Source organism: Terrabacter koreensis, assembly GCF_054783315.1.
On sequence record NZ_BAAGQU010000005.1, the window covers coordinates 33,868 to 53,060 of the forward strand.

Consider the following 19,193-nt stretch of genomic DNA (forward strand, 5'->3'; position numbering starts at 1 on the left):
GCGTCGGCCCTAGGCTGTCCGGCGTGAGCGCGACCCTCGTGGCCAAGGACCTCGCCGGCGGCCACGCCCACCGGACCCTCTTCGAGCACCTCGACCTCACGGTCGCGCCGGGTGACGTCGTCGGGGTCGTGGGTGCGAACGGTGCCGGCAAGTCGACCCTCCTGCGCCTGCTCGCCGGGCAGGACCGGCCGCTCGCCGGGTCGGTGACGACGGCGCCGTCGGACGCGTTCGTCGGCTGGCTGCCCCAGGAGCACGAGCGCCTGCCCGGCGAGACGGTCGCCGGGCACATCGCCCGACGCACCGGTGCGACCGCGGCGACCGAGGCGATGGAGGCCGCCGCCCACGGTCTCGGCGGCGACGACCCCAAGGCCGACGACGCGTACGCCGTCGCCCTCGACCACTGGCTGGCCAGCGGGGCGCCCGACCTCGACGAGCGCATCCCGCCCATGCTCGCCGAGCTCGGGCTCGACGTCGGCCCGGAGGCCCTCATGACCTCGCTCAGCGGCGGCCAGGCCGCTCGAGCGGCGCTCGCGGCCCTGCTGCTCAGCCGCTTCGACCTCGTGCTGCTCGACGAGCCCACCAACGACCTCGACCTCGCAGGGCTCGAGCGGCTCGAGTCCTTCGTCCACGGCCAGCGCGGCGGCGTCGTGCTCGTCTCGCACGACCGCGAGTTCCTCGCCCGCTGCGTCACCCGCATCGTCGAGCTCGACCTCGCTCAGAACTCCGTCGCGGTCCACGACGGCGGCTACGAGTCCTACCTCGAGGAGCGCGAGGTCGCACGACGGCACGCGCGCGAGGCGTACGACGCGTATGCCGGCACCAAGGCCGACCTCGAGGCGCGCGCCCGGACGCAGCGGGAGTGGTCGTCCAAGGGCGTGCGCAACGCGATGAAGAAGAGCCCCGACAACGACAAGAACCGCCGCGCGGCGAGCATCGACTCGGCGGAGAAGCAGGCGCGCAAGGTGCGCCAGATGGAGTCGCGGATCGCCCGGCTCGAGGAGGTCGCCGAACCGCGCAAGGAGTGGGTGCTGCAGTTCAACATCGCGGCGGCCCCGCGCTCGAGCACCGTCGTGTCGACGCTCAACGAGGCGACGGTGCAGCGGGGCGACTGGACCTTCGGGCCGGCCTCGCTGCAGGTGGAGGCGCGCCGCCGCGTCGGCATCACCGGGCCCAACGGCGCCGGCAAGACGACCCTGCTGTCGCTGCTGCTCGGGCGGGTCGAGCCCGACACCGGCAGCGCGTCGCTCGGGGCGTCCGTCGCGATCGGCGAGATCGACCAGGCCCGCACCGGGCTGCGCGAGGACCTGCCGCTCGGCGACGCCTTCGGAGAGGCCGTGCCGGACCTCGCACCCGCCGACCGGCGCACGCTGCTCGCCAAGTTCGGACTCAAGGCCGACCAGGTGACGAACCCGGTCAGCCGCCTCTCTCCCGGTGAGCGCACCCGCGCCGCGATGGCGCTGCTGCAGGCCCGCGGCGTCAACCTGCTCGTGCTCGACGAGCCGACCAACCACCTCGACCTGCCGGCCATCGAGCAGCTCGAGGAGGCCCTCGAGTCGTACGACGGGGCGCTGCTGCTCGTCTCGCACGACCGGCGCCTGCTCGAGAACGTGCGGCTCGACGAGCGCTGGCACGTCGAGGGGGGACAGGTCACCCGCCTCTGACACCCACCCCCACTCGAGTGCTCATTTGCTTGCGTCGGGAACTGAGCACTCGACGGGTGTAGGGGAGGACGGGGCCCCCGGAGAGGGGGTCACCAGGTGCCGCGGTGCACGACCTCGTCGAAGGGGCGCCGGTTCAGCGTGTGGATGACGGCCAGGGGCTTGTCGGCGGGGTAGCCGACCGAGAGGACGTACGCGAGGAAGTGGCCGTCGGGGAAGCCGAGGACCGCTCTGGCGTGGTCCTGGTCGGCCGCCGCGGCGTGCCCCGTGCCGACGCCGAGGTCGGCCGCGGCCACCGTCATCGCGTAGGTGGCCTGCCCGAGGTCGTACTGCAGCAGCCCCGACTGGCGGTCGTCCTGCGGCTGGGGCGCGACGATCGCGATCGCGGCGGCCGCCCCGGCGACGTGTCTCGCGCCCTGCCAGACCTTCGCCAGCTCCCCGAGCTGCGCCTTGTCCGTCACGAGCACGAAGTCCCACGGCTGCCAGTTGCCCGCGGACGGGGCGCGTCGCCCGGCGTCGAGGATCCGGTCGAGGGCCTCGTCGGGGACCGGCTGGTCGGTGAACTGCCTGACGTTGCGTCGCGCCCTCAGGGCGTCCCAGGTCTCCACCGTGTCATCGTGCGCCCGCCGGGCCGGGCATGGCCACCATCCTGTCCAAGGGGAGTGCTGCGCCACCTACGGCAGGTCGGGCCACGCCGCCAGGTCGACGAGGTTGCCGGAGGGGTCGGCCAGGGTGAACCAGTGCGGGGCGTGAGAGTCGTCGACGAGACGGCCGCCGGCCTGCACGGCCGCCTCGATGCGCCGGGCGACCTCGGCCGCCGACGTGCTGAGGTCGACGTGGATCCGCGCGGGCGCCCCGCGCCCGTCGTTCACGGCCTGGTTCCAGACGCCGGGCGCGCGGCGAAGCGGGTCGATGATGTCGGCGTCGGCGACCTGCTCGTAGCCCGTCACCGCCTGCCAGAAGGGGACCGACTCCATCCCGCCGTCGATCGCGATCTGGATCGACTGCAGGTGTGAGACGTCGCCGGCCAGGCCGACCTGTGCCGCGACCGCGGAGACCGAGGCGGCCAGACCGGCTGCGGCCTCGGGCAACCCGCCGGCGTCCCACGAGGAGGGCAGCCGCACCGTGACGCCTGCAGCCCGGAGCTCGAGGTCAGGGCCGTAGCCCTCCGGTGCCAGCTCCACCACCCGCGAGGCGAACTCGACCCTCCGCCGGGCGTCCGGGCACGGGAAGTGCGCCAGCGCCCCCTCGAACGTCAGGCGCCACTCGTCCGCTGACGCCACCGCGTAGAACTCGCCCGCCCCGATGACCGTCGTCACGTCGCCTCCCCGCCTCGGATCCTGCCGCCAACCTACCCGCGACGCCCCGGCAGCCCCAGTCACGCATCGAGGAAGCAATCCGCCCGGTGGACGGATTGCTTTCTCGCTGGGAGCCGTCAGCCGGGCGAGTTCGTCGGGTCGGCCACCCAGGGCCCGAGCGGCGGGTCCCAGGTGCGCACGACCCGGCGCAGCACGTAGCCCCCGAGCCAGTACGGGTCCTGGTCGAACGCAGAGGTCAGCTCCTGCAGCGAGTCCGCGGAGCACACGATCAGCGCAGCATTCGCCGGCTCCTGGTCGGTGGGCTCGCCCTCGCTCACCTCGTCGGTGCCCGGCTGGTACATGCCGGCGACCAGCAGTCCGGGCAGGCTGGTGAGCCATTCTCGGTGCTCGGGCCGGATCGTCAGCATCTCGTCGACGTCGTCGGGATAGGTGTAGTGGACCGCGAAGATCGGCACGCTCGGTTCTCCAGTCGTCAGGTGGGTGGTTGGCAGCAAACCACGGCGGAGGGTCAGGTGGTCGTGATCCGGTGCCCCCCGGCATACACGTTGAGACGGGCGTCGCGCACGAAGCCGAGCAGCGTCATGCCCGCGTCGTCGGCGCACTCGACGGCCAGCGACGACGGCGCCGACACCGCCGCCAGCGCGGGGATGCCGGCCATGATGGCCTTCTGCACCAGCTCGAACGAGGCGCGCCCCGAGACGACGAGCACGCACCCCGCGCCCGGCACGCGGCCGTTCTGCAGCGCCCAGCCGACGACCTTGTCGACGGCGTTGTGGCGGCCGACGTCCTCGCGCACGACGAGCAGCTCGCCGTCGGCAGTGGCGAGCCCCGCCGCGTGCAGCCCACCCGTCTTGTCGAACGAGCGCTGCTCGCGCCGCAGCGCGTCGGGCAGCTCGACGACGACCTTCGCCGCGAGCTCCACCGGGTCGGAGCGCACGTCGAACGCCGACTGCGCGCGCAGCTGCTCGATGCTCGCCTTGCCGCAGACGCCGCACGACGAGTTCGTGAAGAACGCCCGGGTCGCCGAGGCATCGGGCGCGGCCACCCCGGCGGCCAGCGTCACGTCGATGACGTTGTAGGTGTTCTCGTCGAAGCCGCTCTCGCCCGACACGACGGCGCCCTCGCAGTAGCGCGCGAGCGCGATGTCCTCGACCGACCGGATCAGCCCCTCGGCCATGAGGAAGCCGTGCACGAGCTCGATGTCGTGCCCGGGCGTGCGCATGGTGACGGTCAGCGGCGTGCCGTTGACGCGCAGCTCGAGCGGCTCCTCGACGGTCAGCGTGTCGGGACGCGTGCTCGTCGACGGCGTCGCGACGTCGATCGTCGTGACCTTGCGCCGCACGGTGACCCGTCCCATGGGCCCAGCCTAGATCGCGTGCCAGACTCCGAGGGTGTCCAGCACCCCAGTGCCGAGCTGCGTCGTCGTCGTGCTGACGGGCGGCGCCTCGCGACGGATGGGCTCGCACAAGCCGACCCTCGAGCTCGCCGGGCGGCCGCTCGTGGCCCGCGTCCTCGACGCCGCCGGCCCGCACCCTCCCGTCGTGGTCGGCCCCGGTCAGGGCGTCCCCGACGGGGTACCGGTCGTCATGGAGCGCGTGCCGGGCGGCGGGCCGGTCTCGGGCCTTGCGTATGCCGTCGAGGCCGTCCGCGCCGGCGTGACCCGGGTGCCCCACCCGGACGTCGTCGTCGTCCTCGCTGCCGACCTCCCGTTCGTCACGGCCGATCACGTCGAACGCCTCGTCGCAGCCCTCGAGCCCGACGCCCTCGAGCCCGCCGACCTCGCCGTCACCGTCGACGCCGACGGCCGCACCAACTGGCTCTGCGCTGCCTGGCGCACGGACGCCCTGCGAACCCGGCTCGCCGCGCTCGGGGACGTCGGCGACGCGTACGGCCGGAGCATGCGAGAGCTGTGTGACGGCATACGCACCGTGCACGTCGCCGACCCCGACGGGCTGGCCGCCGACGTCGACACCCCGGCCGACCTCCAGCGCGCTCGAGAGCGCGCTCAGAACAGCTTCGACTGACCGCTCGGCCACCCTCCGGACGGCCCGTCACGGCCTCAGAAGAGCCGCGCCGACCCCCGACTCTGGGAGGTCGCCCAAGCGGCTGTCTGCGGCGAATCCTCCTGCCGCCAAGTGTTTTCCCAGAGTTGTCGGACATTTGGCAAAGACTTGGTAAGCCCCGTTGACCGCGATTCTCGCTGCTGCGAACGTCGCGCTCGTTCTCGCCGGAATCTCGGTTCGTGAGATGGGGCGGGACTCCCTCCAGGCGGCCACCGAGCCGCATCCTGACAAGGAGTAACCAGTGAATCGACTGAAGTCCGGGCTGGCGACCGGAGGGCTGCTCGCCCTCGCTCTCGCCATCTCGCCGGCGATCCCGGCGGGCGCAGCGGCCAGTGCGGGACGCGACAAGGCGCCCGCCCCAGAGTCGCAGAGCCTGAAGGCGACCGAGCAGTCCCGAGCAGCATCCTCCGCGAGCGCCCTCGGGCTCGCGAAGGGCGAGAAGCTCGTCGTCAAGTCCGTCATCGCCGACGCGAACGGTGCGACCTCCGTGCGCTACGAGCGCACGCTCGACGGCCTGCGCGTCATCGGTGGCGACCTCGTCACCCACAAGGACGCGGCCGGCTCGGTCAAGAGCGTCACCTGGAACCAGCGCAAGAACGTCACCCCGGCGACCATGACGCCGACCGTCTCGAAGAGCACGGCCCACCAGGCCGGCCTCGCGGCGTCGAAGGCCAACAAGGAGACCGCCTCCGCCGGCGAGCTCGTCGTCTTCCAGTCGGCCACCGGACCCAAGCTCGCCTACGAGGTCATCACGGAGGGCATCAAGCCCGACCAGACCCCGACCCGCCTGCACACCATCGTCGACGCCACGAGCGGTGCCACCCTCACCAGCTGGGACGACATCAAGCACGGCACGGGCAACGGCATCTTTGTCGGCAACGTCTCCCTCGCGACGTCGGGCAGCGCAGGCAGCTACACGATGCGCGACACGCACGGCAACTACACGACGGACCTCAACCAGGCCACGACCGGCACGGGGACGACCTTCACCGACGCCGACGACGTCTGGGGCAACGGCCTGCAGAGCAACCGTCAGTCGGCCGCCGTCGACGCGCACTACGGCGCCGGCAAGACGTACGACTACTACAACACCCAGCTCGGCCGCGCCGGCATCTGGAACAACGGCACCGGCGCCCGCAGCCGCGTCCACTACGGCCAGAACTACGTCAACGCCTTCTGGGACGGCACGCAGATGACGTACGGCGACGGCTCCGGCAACGCGGCCCCGCTCGTCGAGCTCGATGTCGCCGGCCACGAGATGAGCCACGGCGTCACGGAGAACACCGCCAACCTCACCTACTCGGGCGAGTCCGGTGGCCTCAACGAGGCGACGTCCGACATCTTCGGCACGGCCGTCGAGTGGTACGCCAACAACCCGAGCGACGTGCCCGACTACCTCATCGGCGAAGAGATCAACATCAACGGCAACGGCACGCCGCTGCGCTACATGGACAAGCCGAGCAAGGACGGCGCGTCGAAGGACTGCTGGAGCAGCACGCTCGGCAGCCTGGACCCGCACTACTCCTCGGGTCCGCTCAACCACTGGTACTACCTGCTCTCCGAGGGCTCGGGCGCCAAGACCATCAACGGCGTGAGCTACAACTCCCCGGTGTGTGGCACGGCCGGCGCGGTCACCGGCATCACGCACCAGAAGGCGGAGAAGATCTGGTACCGCACCCTCGCGACCTACCTGACCTCCTCGAGCAACTACGCCGCCGCCCGCACCGGCGCGATCAAGTCGGCCAAGGACCTCTACGGCGCCGGCTCGGCCGAGTGCACCGCGGTCGAGAAGGCGTTCACAGCCATCGCGGTCGCCGCTACCTCCGAGACCTGCGGCGGCACCACGCCGCCGCCCACCGGCGGCTCGCTGACCAACGGCGGCTTCGAGTCCGGCCAGACCGGCTGGACCGGCACGTCGGGCCCGATCACGAACAACACGGGTCGCCCGGCCCGCACCGGTTCGTGGAAGCTCTGGCTCGGTGGCAACGGCTCCACGGCCTCCGAGAACGAGTCGCAGACCTTCGCGGTCCCGTCGACGGCCACGTCGCCGACGCTGACGTACTACATCCGCATCGACACGGCCGAGACCTCGACCACGACGGCGTACGACACCGCGACGGTCCAGATCAACGGCGTCACGAAGGCCAGCTTCTCCAACCTGACGACCCCGAAGGCGTCCTACATCACCAAGACGATCGACCTGACGTCCTACAAGGGCACGAACGTCACGCTGAAGTTCGCGGCGAGCGAGGACTCCTCGCTCCAGACGAGCTTCGTCATCGACGACGTGTCGACGAACTTCTGAGCGAAGGTCGCCTGACGCACCTCTGAGGTCGGTGTGCTGCCGGGTCCGCCCGGTGGCACACCGACCTCTTGCGTATGCCGTCGGGCCTGCGTGTGCCGTCGGGCCTGCGTACGCCGTCGGGCGCGGCCGCGTGCCCGGCTCAGGGGGCGGGGGCGACGACGGGCGGCGTCGGCGTCGTGCAGTGCGTCGTGGCGGGAGCCGAGAGCGTGACGTCGGAGACGAGGCTGCCGACGAGGCCCGCGATCTCGCCCAGCGAGGGGTCGCTGAGGTCGATGGCGCGCTCGTGGTCGTCGGTGACCGAGATGGAGATGGGGTCGCTCTCGGTCGCGGCGTTCGGGTCGAGCGGCGTGAACTCGTCGCTCGGCACCTCGGTGAGCGGCACGCCCAGGCGCAGGGTTGCCAGGAGCGTCACGAGCTGGCGCTGGACCGGCCCGGCGAGGGTGCAGATGCGCCCGTGCACCGATCGGGTCTCGACGCGCAGCCGGCCGTCGGCGTCGAGCACGATGCGGTCGTCGAAGCCGGCGATGCCGCCGGTGCGGTGGAGGACGAGCGGGAAGACGGGACTGTCGGACGTCGTGACCGCGCCGCCGCCGCTCGCGCCGAAGCGCTGCTTGGGCGGGGCCGTCGACGTCGCCGTCGACCGGTGCTCCGTGCCGGCAGGGGAGGTGTCACCGTCGGACACGACGGCCCCGCACCCCCCTGTCAGGAGTGCGGCAATGGTCATCCCCACGTACAGACCCGTACGCCCCATGGTGACCATGGTGACCCGTCGGGAGCGTCTGCGCACCGTGGACACGGACGATTTCTGGCAACGCTTGGGTGAATGTTTCAAGTGGCGGGCCTCGGCAAGCACGGGAATGCTCGGCGTCAGAGGTGTCTTCGGGCTCGGGGCCGTGGGCATCTCACCCGCAGAGCGCCTGCCCGTCGACGGACCCGTGTCGACGTGTAGAGCGCCTGCGGTCACCAGGCATACGAAAGGGACCAACGAGTGATACCCAACTCCACTCCACACCGATCAGCGGCACCCCGCCGAGTCCGTCGATCGCTCGCCTCGCTCGGGGCCGTCGCCGCCGTGGCGGCCGGCATGGCGATGGCGAGCCCGGCCGCACAGGCCGCCGACCCGTCCGTGACCGTCGGCGACGACGCCGGCAGCCGCGAGCGCGCCTTCGCGGCGGCGGCATCCGAGTTCGGCGTGCCGCGCACCGTGCTCGAGGCCGTGTCGTACGCGCAGACACGCTGGGACTTCAACCCGGGGCACAGCTCGTCCGGCGGCTACGGCCCGATGCACCTCGTCGACGCCGACCTCGGCTCGGCCGCGGAGGGCAAGGGCCTGGGCGACGCCCCGGCCGCCGACGCAGCCGCGCCGGTCGCCGACACGCTCGGTCGCGCGGCCGGCCTCACCGGGCTCGACGAGGCCGCCCTGCGCACCGACGAGCTCGCCAACATCCGCGGTGGCGCCGCGCTCCTCGCCGCCACCCAGCAGCGGCTCGGCCTGCCCACGGGCACCGACACCAAGGCCGGCGACTGGTACGCCGCCGTGGCCGACGCCTCCGGCTCGGCGCAGGAGGACGTCGCCGCAGCGTTCGCCGACGACACCTACTCGGTCATCGCCTCCGGCGCCTCGCGCCGCACGGTCGACGGCAAGGACGTGTCACTGCTCCCGTCGGCGGCCACGCCCCAGAAGGGCCAGCTCGACCGGCTCGGCCTGACGAAGAAGGCGAACAGCGCGCAGACCGACTGCCCGCCCGGGCTCGACTGCGACTGGGTGCCGGCGCCCTACAAGGACCTCGGCGGCGGCGACTACGGCAACCACGACCTCGCGTCGCGGCCGGTCTCACCGAAGATCACGAACATCGTCATCCACAACACCGAGGCGTCCTGGAACACGACGCTCAAGCTCGTCACGGACCCGACGTACCTCGCGTGGAACTACTCGCTGCGCTCGAGCGACGGGCGCATCGCCCAGCACCTCGAGCCCAAGGACGTCGGCTGGCACGCCGGCAACTGGTACGTCAACAGCCACTCGATCGGCCTCGAGCACGAGGGCTTCGCGGCCACCGGCGCCCAGTGGTTCAGCGAGCCGATGTACCGCTCGTCGGCGCGGCTCGTGCGCTACCTGGCGACGAAGTACGACATCCCGCTCGACATGCAGCACGTCTTCGGCCACGACCAGATCCCCGGCGTGACCCCCGCCAACGTGGCCGGCATGCACTGGGACCCGGGCCCCTACTGGAACTGGGAGCACTACTTCCAGCTGCTCGGCGCGCCGCTGCAGAGCCACGGCGTCGACGGCGCCCAGGACCTCGTCCGCATCCTGCCCGGCTTCGACGACAACGTGCAGACGGTCACCTCGTGCACGACGGCCGGCCAGCCGTGCCAGCCGCAGGGCACGAACTTCGTCTACCTGCGCACGGCCCCGTCCGAGACGGCTCCGCTCGTCAACGACATCGGTCGCAAGTCCAGCGGCGCCCCGTCGACGACGTCGGTCTCCGACATCGGCGCCCGCGCCCAGACGGGGATCACCTTCGCCGTCGCCGACCGCCAGGGTGACTGGACCGCGATCTGGTTCAACGGCGTCAAGGGCTGGTTCCACAACCAGGCGAGCGACCCGACGGCCATCGCGGTCGGCGGCCAGTACGTCGTGCCGAAGGCCGGCCTCGCGAGGGTCCCGGTCTACGGCCGGGCCTACCCCGAGGCGTCGGCCTACCCGGCCGGGATCCCGGTGCAGTCGCTCGCGCCGCTGCAGTACCAGTTCACGGCCGGCCAGCGGTACGCCGTCGGTGACCTCACCGTCCCGACGAACTACTACCGCGCGACGACGTACTCGGCCACGACGCCGAACGACCACGTCGACGTCGTCGGCCAGGACCGCTACTACCAGGTCTCGCTCGGCCACCGCTTCGCGTTCGTGCGCGCTGCCGACGTCGACGTCGTGACCGCCAAGTAGCACCCCGGGCGACTCAGCAAGTGCCCACTCGACGACAACAACCCGTCGAGTGGGCACTTTGTCGGGCCCTAACGTCGAGTGGGCACTTTGCCGGGCCCCGAACGTCGAGTGGGCACTTTGCTGAGCGGCACAGTGCCCACTCGACTGGGTGTCAGCGGAGGTCGTAGGCCTTGAGGAAGCTGATGATGAAGGGGGCCGAGCCGGTCACGCCGTTGTCGCCGACCTCGTTGTAGGCGGCGATCGCGATGTCGCCGCGCCCCGCGACCATCCACGTGTGCGTGTCGGGCGGGTTCTTCGTGCCGAACTCGGCCGTTCCGGTCTTGGCGTACTCGATGCCCAGGGCCTTGAGCACCTTGCCCGAGCCCTCGTTGACGACGGCCCGCATCTCCTGGCGCAGCACCCCGGCCTCGGTGGGGCTGAGCGGCGTGGCGGGTGCCGGCAGCGCCGGAGCACCGGCGACGAGCTGCGGGCGCACCGTCTGTCCCTTCATCACGGACGCGACGACGATGGCCATGGTGAGCGGCGAGGCCTCGACGCGGCCCTGCCCGATGAACGACGCGGCGTGCTCGACGACGTCGTCGGTCGGCGGCACCGAGCCGAGGAAGCCGGTGAACGGCAGGTCGAGCTTGTCGCCCATGCCCAGGGACTGTGCGGCCTTGATGAGGTCGTCCTGGCTCACCTTCTCGTACTGGCTGATGAAGGCCGTGTTGCACGAGAACGCGAGCGCGGTCTGCATGGTGATGTTGCCGAGCTTGTCCTTGGGGTAGGTCGTGTAGTTGCTGAACCGCCGACCGTTGACCGTGAGGGAGTCGGTGCAGGGCAGCGGGGTGTCGGCCGTCGCGCCCTTGCGCACGTTGGCGAGCGAGCTGGCGATCTTGAAGGTCGAGCCGGGGGCCACCTTGCCGGCGAGGGCGAGGGTCGAACCGTTCGCCGCCGGACCGATCGCCGCGGCCAGGATCTCGCCGGTGGAGACCCGCACGGCGACGAGCGCCGTCGGGTGGGCGGTCTGCTTCGCGAGGGCAGCCTCGGCCGCCGACTGGGCCTTGGCGTCGAGGGTGATCGTGAGCGGCTGTCCCTCGGTGGACTGCTCGGCGAACAGCTCGCGCTTGTCGAGCACGCTGCCGTCGGCGCCGCGCTTGACGGCCTGCACCGCGAGCCCGGGCGTGCCCCGCAGCTGGGCGTCGTAGCGGAACTGCAGACCGTTGGTGCCCACGCTGTCGCCGGCCTCGAGCGTGCCCTTGGAGTCCTTGACCTGTTCGGCCGTGGCCTCGCCGACCGAGCCGAGGATCGGGGCGGCGAAGGTGCGGCTCGGCCCGAGCACCTTCATGGCCGGAACCGTGATGGCGCCCTTGACCTTGGCGATCGCGGCACCGTTCTTCTCGATGACCGGGTCGGTCTCGCGCAGGGTCAGCCCCTCGACGAAGGCCTTGGCCCCGGCGGCGGAGACCTTCGCGGCATACCTCGTCGGGTCGATGCCGAGCAGGGTCGCGAGCCGGCGCGCGGACGCGGCGGCCCCGGCGCCGGCCACCTTCGTCTTGTCGATGCCGACGACCGCGACCTCGCGCTCGGTCATGATCTTGCCGCCGGAGGTGTCGACGATGTCGGCCCGTCGCGGCCACTTGCGGGCGATGGTGAGGGTCTCGTCGGAGGCCAGCTGCGGTGCCACGAGGGCCGGGTTCCACGCCACCTGCCAGGCGCCGTCGACGAGGGTCATCGCGGCCTTCGACTGGTAGCTCCAGTCGGCGCCGGCCTTCGAGACGTCCCACGTGGTGGAGAGCGTGGCGGTCGCCTTCTCGGACCCCTCGGCGTGGCTGACGTCGGTGACCGACACCGCCGGCCGCAGCGAGTCGAGGCCCTTGTAGGCGGCCTTGACGAACGTCCCGGCCTTGGCGGCGGTCGTGCCCTTGAGCGGGACCTTCGTGAAGTCGCCGTTCGCGAGGGCGGCGGCGAGGGCGCGCGCCGCGTCGTCGGGCTCGGGCGGCGAGTCGAACATCGAGCAGCCGGCCCCCATCGTCGCGACGAGCGCGCCGGACAGCGCGGTCGCGACGAACGAGCGGCGGCGTGATCCGGTCGATGAGCCGGTCCGTGAGCCGGTGCGTGAGCCGGTGCGAGGTCCCGAAGGCATGCGTCGAGGGTACGTGGCGCCACCCCCAGCGCCGGTCATCGACGGGTCGCGTCGACCTGCTCGCCGTCGGCGGCCGGCGTCGCGGCGCTCGCCACGGCGGGTCGCCCCGGGTCGCTGCCCGCCGGTCCCCTGCGACCGGAGCGGAGCCACAGCACGCCGGTGCCGACGAGCCCGACGGCCACGGCGACGGCATACGCACCCCACGGCTGGAACTCCGGCTGGAGCGCCCGGAGGAAGACGTCACGGCTGGCCTCGACGTGGTCGCGCAGGCCGTCCGGCAGGCCGGACCGCGGGCGCAGGTAGGCCGTGAGGTAGCCGAAGGCGGTGTGCGCGGCGGAGCAGACGGCGACGAGGACGAGCACGAGGGGCCAGACGAGCACGCGCCCCGGCGAACGCACGCCGACCGGGGCGAGGGCCAGTCCGACGAGCACCGCGGTGAGGGTCGTCGTCCACGCGAGCACGGGCAGGGCGCGCTGGGTGCCGACGAGCGCCACCGCGACCGCGCTCACCCACGAGCCGACGGCGACGGCGAGGGGCGCCGCGGCCAGGGCCCGGAACACCGGCCGTCCGAGCACGACGACGAGGCCGAGCAGCAGCCCCGCGACCGTGCCGACCACCGCGACGGCCAGCACGCCGACGAGCACGCGGTCGTCGCGGTCGAAGTCGTTGCCGAGCTGCCGGGTGGCACCGGCCGACTGGGCGACGGTGTAGGCCGCGGCGGCGAGGGTGCCGAGAGCCGCGGCGCCTGCGACGGCGAGGGTGCGTCCCTCGCGCGGTCGCACCCACAGGGCCGCGATCGCGGCGGCGAGCCCACCGACGAGGGTGACGACGAGCAGCAGGCCCATCCGCCCCGCCGTGAACGGCAGCAGGCTGAGGTAGCCGCTGGCGACCGACCCGGTCTCGATGTCGGAGGTCCAGTCGCGCGGCGAGCGCGCCCCCAACCCGTCGACGATCCACGGCAGCGCCCCGACGACCCACCAGCCGGCCGCCGCGAGGGGCAGCACGGGCCACAGGAGGGTGCGGGCGTGCCGTCGGTGTGCCTCACTGCCGAAGCTGACGACCTTGTCCACGCGCAGATCCCAGCACGTCCGCCCGATCTGCGCCAATCGTCGCTATCGCTCGGGCCTCCAGAGCTGCACCGAGGCGACCGGCTCGAAACCCGCTCCGAGGAAGGCTCGGAGGGCGCGGGCGTTGCCCGGGGCGCAGGCCGCGACGACGACCTCGCCCTCGTCGACGAGCGTCAGCGCGTCGCGCACGACGTCGGTGCCGACGTGGTCCTTCGCGGGGTCGGTCTCGACGCCCACCTCGGGCAGCCCGCCGAGCCCCGTCGAGAGCGTCACGAGCGTGCGGTCGTCGGGGGCGGCGTACCCGAAGGTCGCCACCTCGCTGCGCACCGACGTCGCGTGCTCGGCGCGGGGGTGGTTGCGCAGGTCGCTGCGCGGCACGAGGGCCGGCTCGCCGCCGACGCCGCGGGCGACGAGGACGATGTCGAGCGCGTCGATCCACCCGCTGCCGGCCAGGCGCGACACGAGCCGCGGGCTGCTCGCGCCGCCGAAGCCGTCGGGGCCGAGCGAGCCCAGGGTCCCGTCGGAGACGTCGTCGTCGACGGCGAGGTACGCGTGCCCGGTGAAGGCGACGACGCCCTCCACTCCGTCGCGCCACGGGGCGACCCGCTGCCACCCGCCGTCGACGGCGGGGAAGTCGCCTCCGGACGCCTTGCTGAGGACTTCCGCGATGAGGTGCACGCCGTCCATCAAACCCGTGACGTCCGGCCCGCGCTCGCCGGGGTCCACCTGTTGGCACGGCGCCGTATGCCGTCACGCCGCCCCGGCGCTGCCGCCCCGCCACGTCCGCCGGGTAGGTTGTGGCCATGTCACGACCGCACGCGGCCGCCATCATCGAGGACACCGTCCACGAGCAGGTCGAGCGCGTGCTGCGCAGCCGCGGCTGGGGCAACCGCGTCATCACGCACGTCGGCTACGGCTCGTCGTCCTTCGTACGCGTCTTCGCGCGGATCCTGCTGGGGCGCAAGGGTCGCGAGAGCACCGAGGGTCCTGAGAGCCGTCAGGACGCCACGGGCGCGATCAGCCCGGCGCACTACGACCGCGGCTGGCGGGCGTTTCTCACCTCTCCCGCGACCGGCGTGCCGGTCAAGGTCACGGTGGGCGACCGTGAGGTGTTCGGCCGGTCCGACCGCGGCGGGCACGTCGACGTCGTCGCCCGCGACCACGGACTCCCGCCCGGCTGGCAGCAGGCCGTCGTCGAGGTGCAGGGGGCCGAGCCGGTCGCCGCCGACGTCTTCATCGTCGCCGACGACGTGCGCTTCGGGCTCGTGAGCGACATCGACGACACCGTCATCACGACGATGCTGCCGCGACCGATGATCGCCGCGTTCAACACGTTCGTGCGGCGCGGCAAGGCCAGGCACGCGGTGTCGGGCATGGCGCCGATGTACCGCCGCATCCTGTCGGCCCACCCCGGTGCCCCCATCGTCTACGTCTCGACCGGCGCGTGGAACACGGCGGCGACGCTGAACCGCTTCCTCGTCGAGAACGGCTTCCCGCTCGGGCCGCTGCTGCTCACCGACTGGGGCCCGACCAACACCGGCTGGTTCCGCAGCGGCCAGGACCACAAGCGCACGTGCCTGCACCGGCTCGCCCGGGACTTCCCCGACATCCAGTGGCTGCTCGTCGGCGACGACGGCCAGCACGACCCGCAGCTCTACGCCGAGTTCGCGGAGGCCCGCCCCGACCGGGTCGACGCCATCTGCATCCGGCACCTGTCGCCGGCCGAGCAGGTGCTGAGCAAGCCGATGAAGATCGACGCGCCGGTGCGCACCATGGGGCCGGTCAGCGTCTCGACGTTCTCGGCGCCCGACGGGCACCAGCTGCTGCGCGTCCTCGAGGAGCACGGGCGGGTCGGGCCGCCCGTCGCCGCCGACGAGCAGCCGTCACGGCCCCTGCGACAGCCCACCCGCTGACACCGCCTGATGGCAGACTGGCGCCATGCCTGAGCTGCCCGAGGTGCAGGCGCTCGTCGACTTCCTCGCCGAGCGCACGGCCGGGCTCGCCATCACCAAGGTCGAGCTCGCGTCGTTCAGCGTGCTGAAGACGTTCAACCCGCCGCCCCAGGCGCTCGAGGGCGTGCCGGTCGACGGCGTGCACCGGCACGGCAAGTTCCTCGACATCGATGCCGATGGCACCCACCTCGTCTTCCACCTGGCCCGCGCCGGCTGGCTGCGGTGGTCCGACCAGCTGCCGGCGACGGTGGTGCGTCCCGGCAAGTCCCCGATCGCCCTGCGGGTCAGGCTCTCCGACGGCTCGGGCTTCGACCTCACCGAGGCCGGCACGAAGAAGTCGCTGGCGGCCTACATCGTCAAGGACCCGGCCGAGGTGCCCGGTGTCGCGCGCCTCGGCCCCGACCCCCTCGCCGACGACTTCACGCTCGACCGGTTCCGGTCGATGCTCGACGGCCGGCGCACCCAGATCAAGGGCCTGCTGCGCGACCAGGAGTTCATCGCGGGTGTCGGCAACGCCTACTCCGACGAGATCCTCCACGTCGCGAAGATCAGCCCGTTCGCCATCGCCGGCACGCTGGCCCCCGAGGTCGTCGACCGGCTGTATGCCGCGCTGCGCGACACGCTGGCCCACGCCGTCGAGACGGCGTCCGGCAAGCCGGCCAAGGAGCTCAAGGACGCCAAGCGCGCGGGCATGCGGGTGCACGCCCGCACCGGCGAGCAGTGCCCCGAGTGCGGCGACGTCGTGCGCGAGGTGTCGTTCGCCGACACCTCTCTGCAGTACTGCGCCACCTGCCAGACCGGCGGCAAGCCGCTCGCCGACCGCCGGATGTCGAAGCTGCTCAAGTAGGCGCGACCGACGAGTTCGTCCGGAATGCAACGCTTCGGCCGACGTGGTTGTCTTCACCGTCATGAAGCCGCTCCAGCGACACCTCACGTCCCCGCTCACGCTGCTCGCCCTCGGCGCCGTGCTCGTCACCGGCGCCTGCGGGCAGGCGAGCCCGTCCGAGGGTGCAGCCACACCTGCGGGTGGCGGCGCACCGGCGAGCTCGACGTCGGCGGCTGGCACGGCAGGCGGGTCCGGGCCGGCGAAGCAGACCGTGACCGCGGGAGGCGTGCGCCTCGAGGCGGAGATGGCACCGGGCGGGGCAGGCATCGCGGCGAGCTCGGGCCTCGTCGTCGACTACTCCCTGACCAACACCGGCTCGAAGCCCCTCGTCGCCTACGACGTCGTGCCCGCTGACCTCGGCAGCGCGACCCTCCCCAAGGACGTCGACCCGCAGCACGCCTGGGTCTACGCCGAGTCGGGCGTGCTGCGCATCAGCAAGCAGGGCTTCGCGACCGCGCCGGACGTGCGGTTCGCGGCCGCCCCGGTGATGGGCGGGCACACCATCGCGCCCGGCGCGACCGTCACGGGCAAGGCGTATGCCGCGACGCCTCCGAAGCTCGACGTGCCCGGCAGGTCGTTCGAGGCCCCCCGAACCCTCGTCGACCCGGCCGTGAAGCAGTGGCAGCTGTGCATCCAGGTCGACGACCGCGCCGCGCAGGCTCGGCCCTCTGCCGTCGGGGGCGGCGTCGTCGAGGTGGCCTCGATGGCTCCCGAGGGCGACCAGCTCGTGTGCACCCAGCCTGCGATGATCCCCGTCTCCTGACGAGGGCTCGAACCGTCAGGTCCGCCGGTCGGTCGCCAGCCCGGCCTCGACCCTGGCCACCGCCCGGCGGCTGCTCGCGAGGTGGTCGCGGAACTCGGCCGCCGCGCGCGCCGCGTCGCGGGACCCGAGCGCCGCCAGGATCGCCCGGTGCTCTGCGATGATCTCGCCCGGTTCGGCGTGCTGGTTGAGCAGCCATGCCATCCGGCCCGCGACCGGCTCGATGATCGAGGTGAGCACGCGGCTGTCTGCGAGCTCGACGAGGGCGGCGTGGAAGTCGGCGTTGCAGCGCACCGCATCACCCGACCGTCCCGCGGCGAGGTGGGCCTCGGCCGTGCCGACGAGGTCGTCGAGGCGCGTCAGGCCGTCGTCGTCGAGCACGTCGACGAGCCGGTGGGAGAGCACGCCCTCGAGCGCCTCCCGCACCGCGAAGAGCATGGCGACGTCGTCGGGGTCCAGGCGGCGCACGACCATGCCGCGCGTGGCCCGTTCCTCGAGGAAGCCTTCACGCTCGAGGGTGCGCAGCGCCTCGCGCACGGGCACCCGGGACACACCGAGCTGCTCGGCGACGTGACGCTCGACGACGCGCGTGCCGGGCGTGAGGTCGCCGGTGACGATGCGCTCGCGCAACGTCTGGGTGACCGATCCGCGCAGCGAGACGGCGTGCTCCGCATGTTCCTCACCGGTAGGCATTGACGCTCCTCTCGATTTTGGTATACCAAATTGGTATACCAAAACTGCTCACCGCTGAGCGTATCCCCTGGAGGTCTCCCCATGTGCCTGCACGACCACGACGCCGTCACGACTCCTCCGCCCTCGGGCCTGTCCCGGCGAGGCGTCCTCGGTGGCGCCGCGCTCCTCGCCGGTCTGGGCGCCGTCGGGGTCGCCGCAGCCGCGCCCGCCGGTGCCGCCGGGCACGGGGGTGACGCCCCGGGTCATGTCGGGTCGCTCCGTCCGACCGCGGCCCCGCCGCTCGTGGTCGAGGGAGGCTCGGTCGTCGACCCGCTCACCGGGCACGTCGTCGAGGACGGGGTGGTCGTCCTGCGCGACGGCAAGGTGCTCGCGGTCGGCAGCCGGGACGCCACCCGCCGCGCCGTCGCCGACGTCGGCTCGGCCGCGCGCCACATCGAGGCGAGCGGCCGCTGGGTGGTGCCGGGCCTCGTCGACGTGCACGTCCACGCCAACGCGCTCGCGGACGTGCGGGCCCTCGTGCACGCCGGCGCGACCTCCGTGCGCAGCGGGTCGTCCACCTTCTACCAGGACGTCGCCATGCGGTCGCTGCCCGACTACGCGCCGGGCCTCGCGCCCCGCATGCGCGCGGCCGGCGTCTTCGTCTCGCCGCAGCTCGGCGACTCGGCCCTCGCCGACCCCGACCTCGCGCCCTTGGCCGCCCTGCCCGGTGGAGTCACCTCGACCGTCGACATCGCCCACGTCACGAAGGTCAACGTCGCCCGCGGCGTCGACGTGGTCAAGACCCGCGCCAACCCCCGCGCCGGGCTCGCCGAGCAGGACCCGACCGAGCTCGTCTACGACCGCGAGCAGCTCTCGGCCGTCGTGCGCGCCGCGAGCGGTCGTCCCGTCCTCTGCCACGCGTACAGCGAGGAGGGCATCGACGGAGCGGTGCGCGCGGGCGTGCGCAGCATCGAGCACGGTGTCTTCGTCGGCGACGCGACCATCTCCGAGATGGCCCGCCGCGGCACCCACTTCACCCCGACAATGGCTGCGATCACCGGCATGATCGGCTCGAGCAACCCGGTGCTGGACGCGCGCGGCCGGGCCTACACGCCGGTGCTGCAGGCCGCCGTGCGCGAGGCGCACGAGCGCGGGGTCACGATCGTCGCCGGCACCGACTCGTTCGGCACCGACGTCGACCCCATCGGCTCGGAGGTGCGCCTGCTCGTCGAGGCCGGCCTCAGTCACCTCGAGGCGCTGCGCGCCGCGACGACGTATGCCGCCCGCCTCCTCGGCTGGTCGCGGCAGGCGGGGCGCCTCGTGCCCGGAGCCTTCGCCGACGTCGTCGTGGTCGACGCCAACCCGCTGGAGGTCGCCGACGCGCTGGAGCAGGTGCGCGTCGTCGTCGCGCAGGGCGCGGTCGTGCGCGAGTCCTGAGG

Annotated in this window: 17 protein-coding genes; 8 read left to right on the forward strand and 9 right to left on the reverse strand. The window is 72.6% G+C overall.

What is annotated here, in order from left to right; all coding sequences use genetic code 11:
* The first annotated feature begins 23 nt into the window (after positions 1 to 23).
* Positions 24 to 1,661 carry an ABC-F family ATP-binding cassette domain-containing protein gene (locus ACYVNR_RS12425; protein ID WP_461048333.1) on the forward strand — a complete coding sequence of 546 codons (1,638 nt, stop codon included), beginning with the start codon at positions 24 to 26 and terminating at the stop codon, positions 1,659 to 1,661.
* A gap of 89 nt (positions 1,662 to 1,750) precedes the next feature.
* Here ACYVNR_RS12425 and ACYVNR_RS12430 read toward each other — a convergent pair whose 3' ends face one another.
* From ACYVNR_RS12430 to fdhD, 4 genes are all read right to left on the reverse strand, one after another.
* The gene (locus tag ACYVNR_RS12430; protein ID WP_458798878.1) at positions 1,751 to 2,266 is read right to left on the reverse strand and encodes a nitroreductase family protein; all 516 of its coding nucleotides are present in this window, start codon (positions 2,264 to 2,266) and stop codon (positions 1,751 to 1,753) included.
* Between the two features lie 66 nt (positions 2,267 to 2,332).
* On the reverse strand, positions 2,333 to 2,977 hold the full coding sequence (locus tag ACYVNR_RS12435) for a VOC family protein (RefSeq protein WP_461048334.1): 645 nt from the start codon (positions 2,975 to 2,977) through the stop codon (positions 2,333 to 2,335).
* A gap of 116 nt (positions 2,978 to 3,093) precedes the next feature.
* Positions 3,094 to 3,432 (reverse strand): YciI family protein, encoded by a 339-nt coding sequence (locus ACYVNR_RS12440; RefSeq protein WP_458798876.1) that lies wholly within the window; start codon positions 3,430 to 3,432, stop codon positions 3,094 to 3,096.
* Between the two features lie 53 nt (positions 3,433 to 3,485).
* On the reverse strand, positions 3,486 to 4,334 hold the full coding sequence (fdhD, locus tag ACYVNR_RS12445) for a formate dehydrogenase accessory sulfurtransferase FdhD (protein WP_045192860.1): 849 nt from the start codon (positions 4,332 to 4,334) through the stop codon (positions 3,486 to 3,488).
* A 34-nt stretch (positions 4,335 to 4,368) separates the two neighbouring features.
* Between fdhD and mobA the strand changes: the two genes are divergently transcribed.
* Both mobA and ACYVNR_RS12455 read left to right on the forward strand, forming a co-directional pair.
* On the forward strand, positions 4,369 to 5,001 hold the full coding sequence (mobA, locus tag ACYVNR_RS12450) for a molybdenum cofactor guanylyltransferase (protein WP_461048335.1): 633 nt from the start codon (positions 4,369 to 4,371) through the stop codon (positions 4,999 to 5,001).
* A 280-nt stretch (positions 5,002 to 5,281) separates the two neighbouring features.
* Positions 5,282 to 7,345, forward strand: coding sequence for a M4 family metallopeptidase (locus ACYVNR_RS12455; RefSeq protein ID WP_045192861.1), 2,064 nt, complete (start codon positions 5,282 to 5,284; stop codon positions 7,343 to 7,345).
* Positions 7,346 to 7,484: 139 nt separating this feature from the next.
* On the opposite strand, the gene ACYVNR_RS12460 is transcribed toward ACYVNR_RS12455, so the two are convergent.
* Entirely contained in the window at positions 7,485 to 8,027 is a 543-nt protein-coding gene (locus ACYVNR_RS12460; protein ID WP_458798872.1) for a hypothetical protein, read from the reverse strand.
* A gap of 402 nt (positions 8,028 to 8,429) precedes the next feature.
* Here ACYVNR_RS12460 and ACYVNR_RS12465 point away from each other — a divergent pair, with 402 nt between their 5' ends.
* Positions 8,430 to 10,292, forward strand: coding sequence for an N-acetylmuramoyl-L-alanine amidase (locus ACYVNR_RS12465; RefSeq protein ID WP_461048336.1), 1,863 nt, complete (start codon positions 8,430 to 8,432; stop codon positions 10,290 to 10,292).
* 151 nt (positions 10,293 to 10,443) lie between these two features.
* Here ACYVNR_RS12465 and ACYVNR_RS12470 read toward each other — a convergent pair whose 3' ends face one another.
* Genes ACYVNR_RS12470 through ACYVNR_RS12480 form a run of 3 tightly spaced genes read right to left on the reverse strand, consistent with a single transcriptional unit; the run spans position 10,444 to position 14,162 of the window.
* Entirely contained in the window at positions 10,444 to 12,417 is a 1,974-nt protein-coding gene (locus ACYVNR_RS12470; protein WP_461048337.1) for a penicillin-binding transpeptidase domain-containing protein, read from the reverse strand.
* Between the two features lie 35 nt (positions 12,418 to 12,452).
* Positions 12,453 to 13,487 (reverse strand): hypothetical protein, encoded by a 1,035-nt coding sequence (locus tag ACYVNR_RS12475; RefSeq protein WP_461048338.1) that lies wholly within the window; start codon positions 13,485 to 13,487, stop codon positions 12,453 to 12,455.
* 42 nt (positions 13,488 to 13,529) lie between these two features.
* The gene (locus ACYVNR_RS12480; protein ID WP_458798868.1) at positions 13,530 to 14,162 is read right to left on the reverse strand and encodes an N-acetyltransferase; all 633 of its coding nucleotides are present in this window, start codon (positions 14,160 to 14,162) and stop codon (positions 13,530 to 13,532) included.
* A 125-nt stretch (positions 14,163 to 14,287) separates the two neighbouring features.
* Between ACYVNR_RS12480 and ACYVNR_RS12485 the strand changes: the two genes are divergently transcribed.
* From ACYVNR_RS12485 to ACYVNR_RS12495, 3 genes are read left to right on the forward strand one after another with little or no spacing between them, the layout of a single operon-like run.
* Entirely contained in the window at positions 14,288 to 15,397 is a 1,110-nt protein-coding gene (locus ACYVNR_RS12485; protein ID WP_045192866.1) for an App1 family protein, read from the forward strand.
* A 25-nt stretch (positions 15,398 to 15,422) separates the two neighbouring features.
* The gene (locus ACYVNR_RS12490) at positions 15,423 to 16,283 is read left to right on the forward strand and encodes an Fpg/Nei family DNA glycosylase (protein ID WP_461048339.1); all 861 of its coding nucleotides are present in this window, start codon (positions 15,423 to 15,425) and stop codon (positions 16,281 to 16,283) included.
* Positions 16,284 to 16,326: 43 nt separating this feature from the next.
* Entirely contained in the window at positions 16,327 to 17,085 is a 759-nt protein-coding gene (locus tag ACYVNR_RS12495) for a hypothetical protein (RefSeq protein WP_461048340.1), read from the forward strand.
* 15 nt (positions 17,086 to 17,100) lie between these two features.
* On the opposite strand, the gene ACYVNR_RS12500 is transcribed toward ACYVNR_RS12495, so the two are convergent.
* A complete protein-coding gene (locus tag ACYVNR_RS12500; protein ID WP_461048341.1) occupies positions 17,101 to 17,775 on the reverse strand; it encodes a GntR family transcriptional regulator in 675 nt (224 codons plus the stop codon).
* An 81-nt stretch (positions 17,776 to 17,856) separates the two neighbouring features.
* On the opposite strand from ACYVNR_RS12500, the gene ACYVNR_RS12505 reads away from it, so the two are divergent.
* Positions 17,857 to 19,191: an amidohydrolase family protein gene (locus tag ACYVNR_RS12505; protein ID WP_461048342.1), complete on the forward strand. Its 1,335-nt coding sequence runs from the start codon at positions 17,857 to 17,859 to the stop codon at positions 19,189 to 19,191.
* Positions 19,192 to 19,193 lie beyond the last annotated feature (2 nt).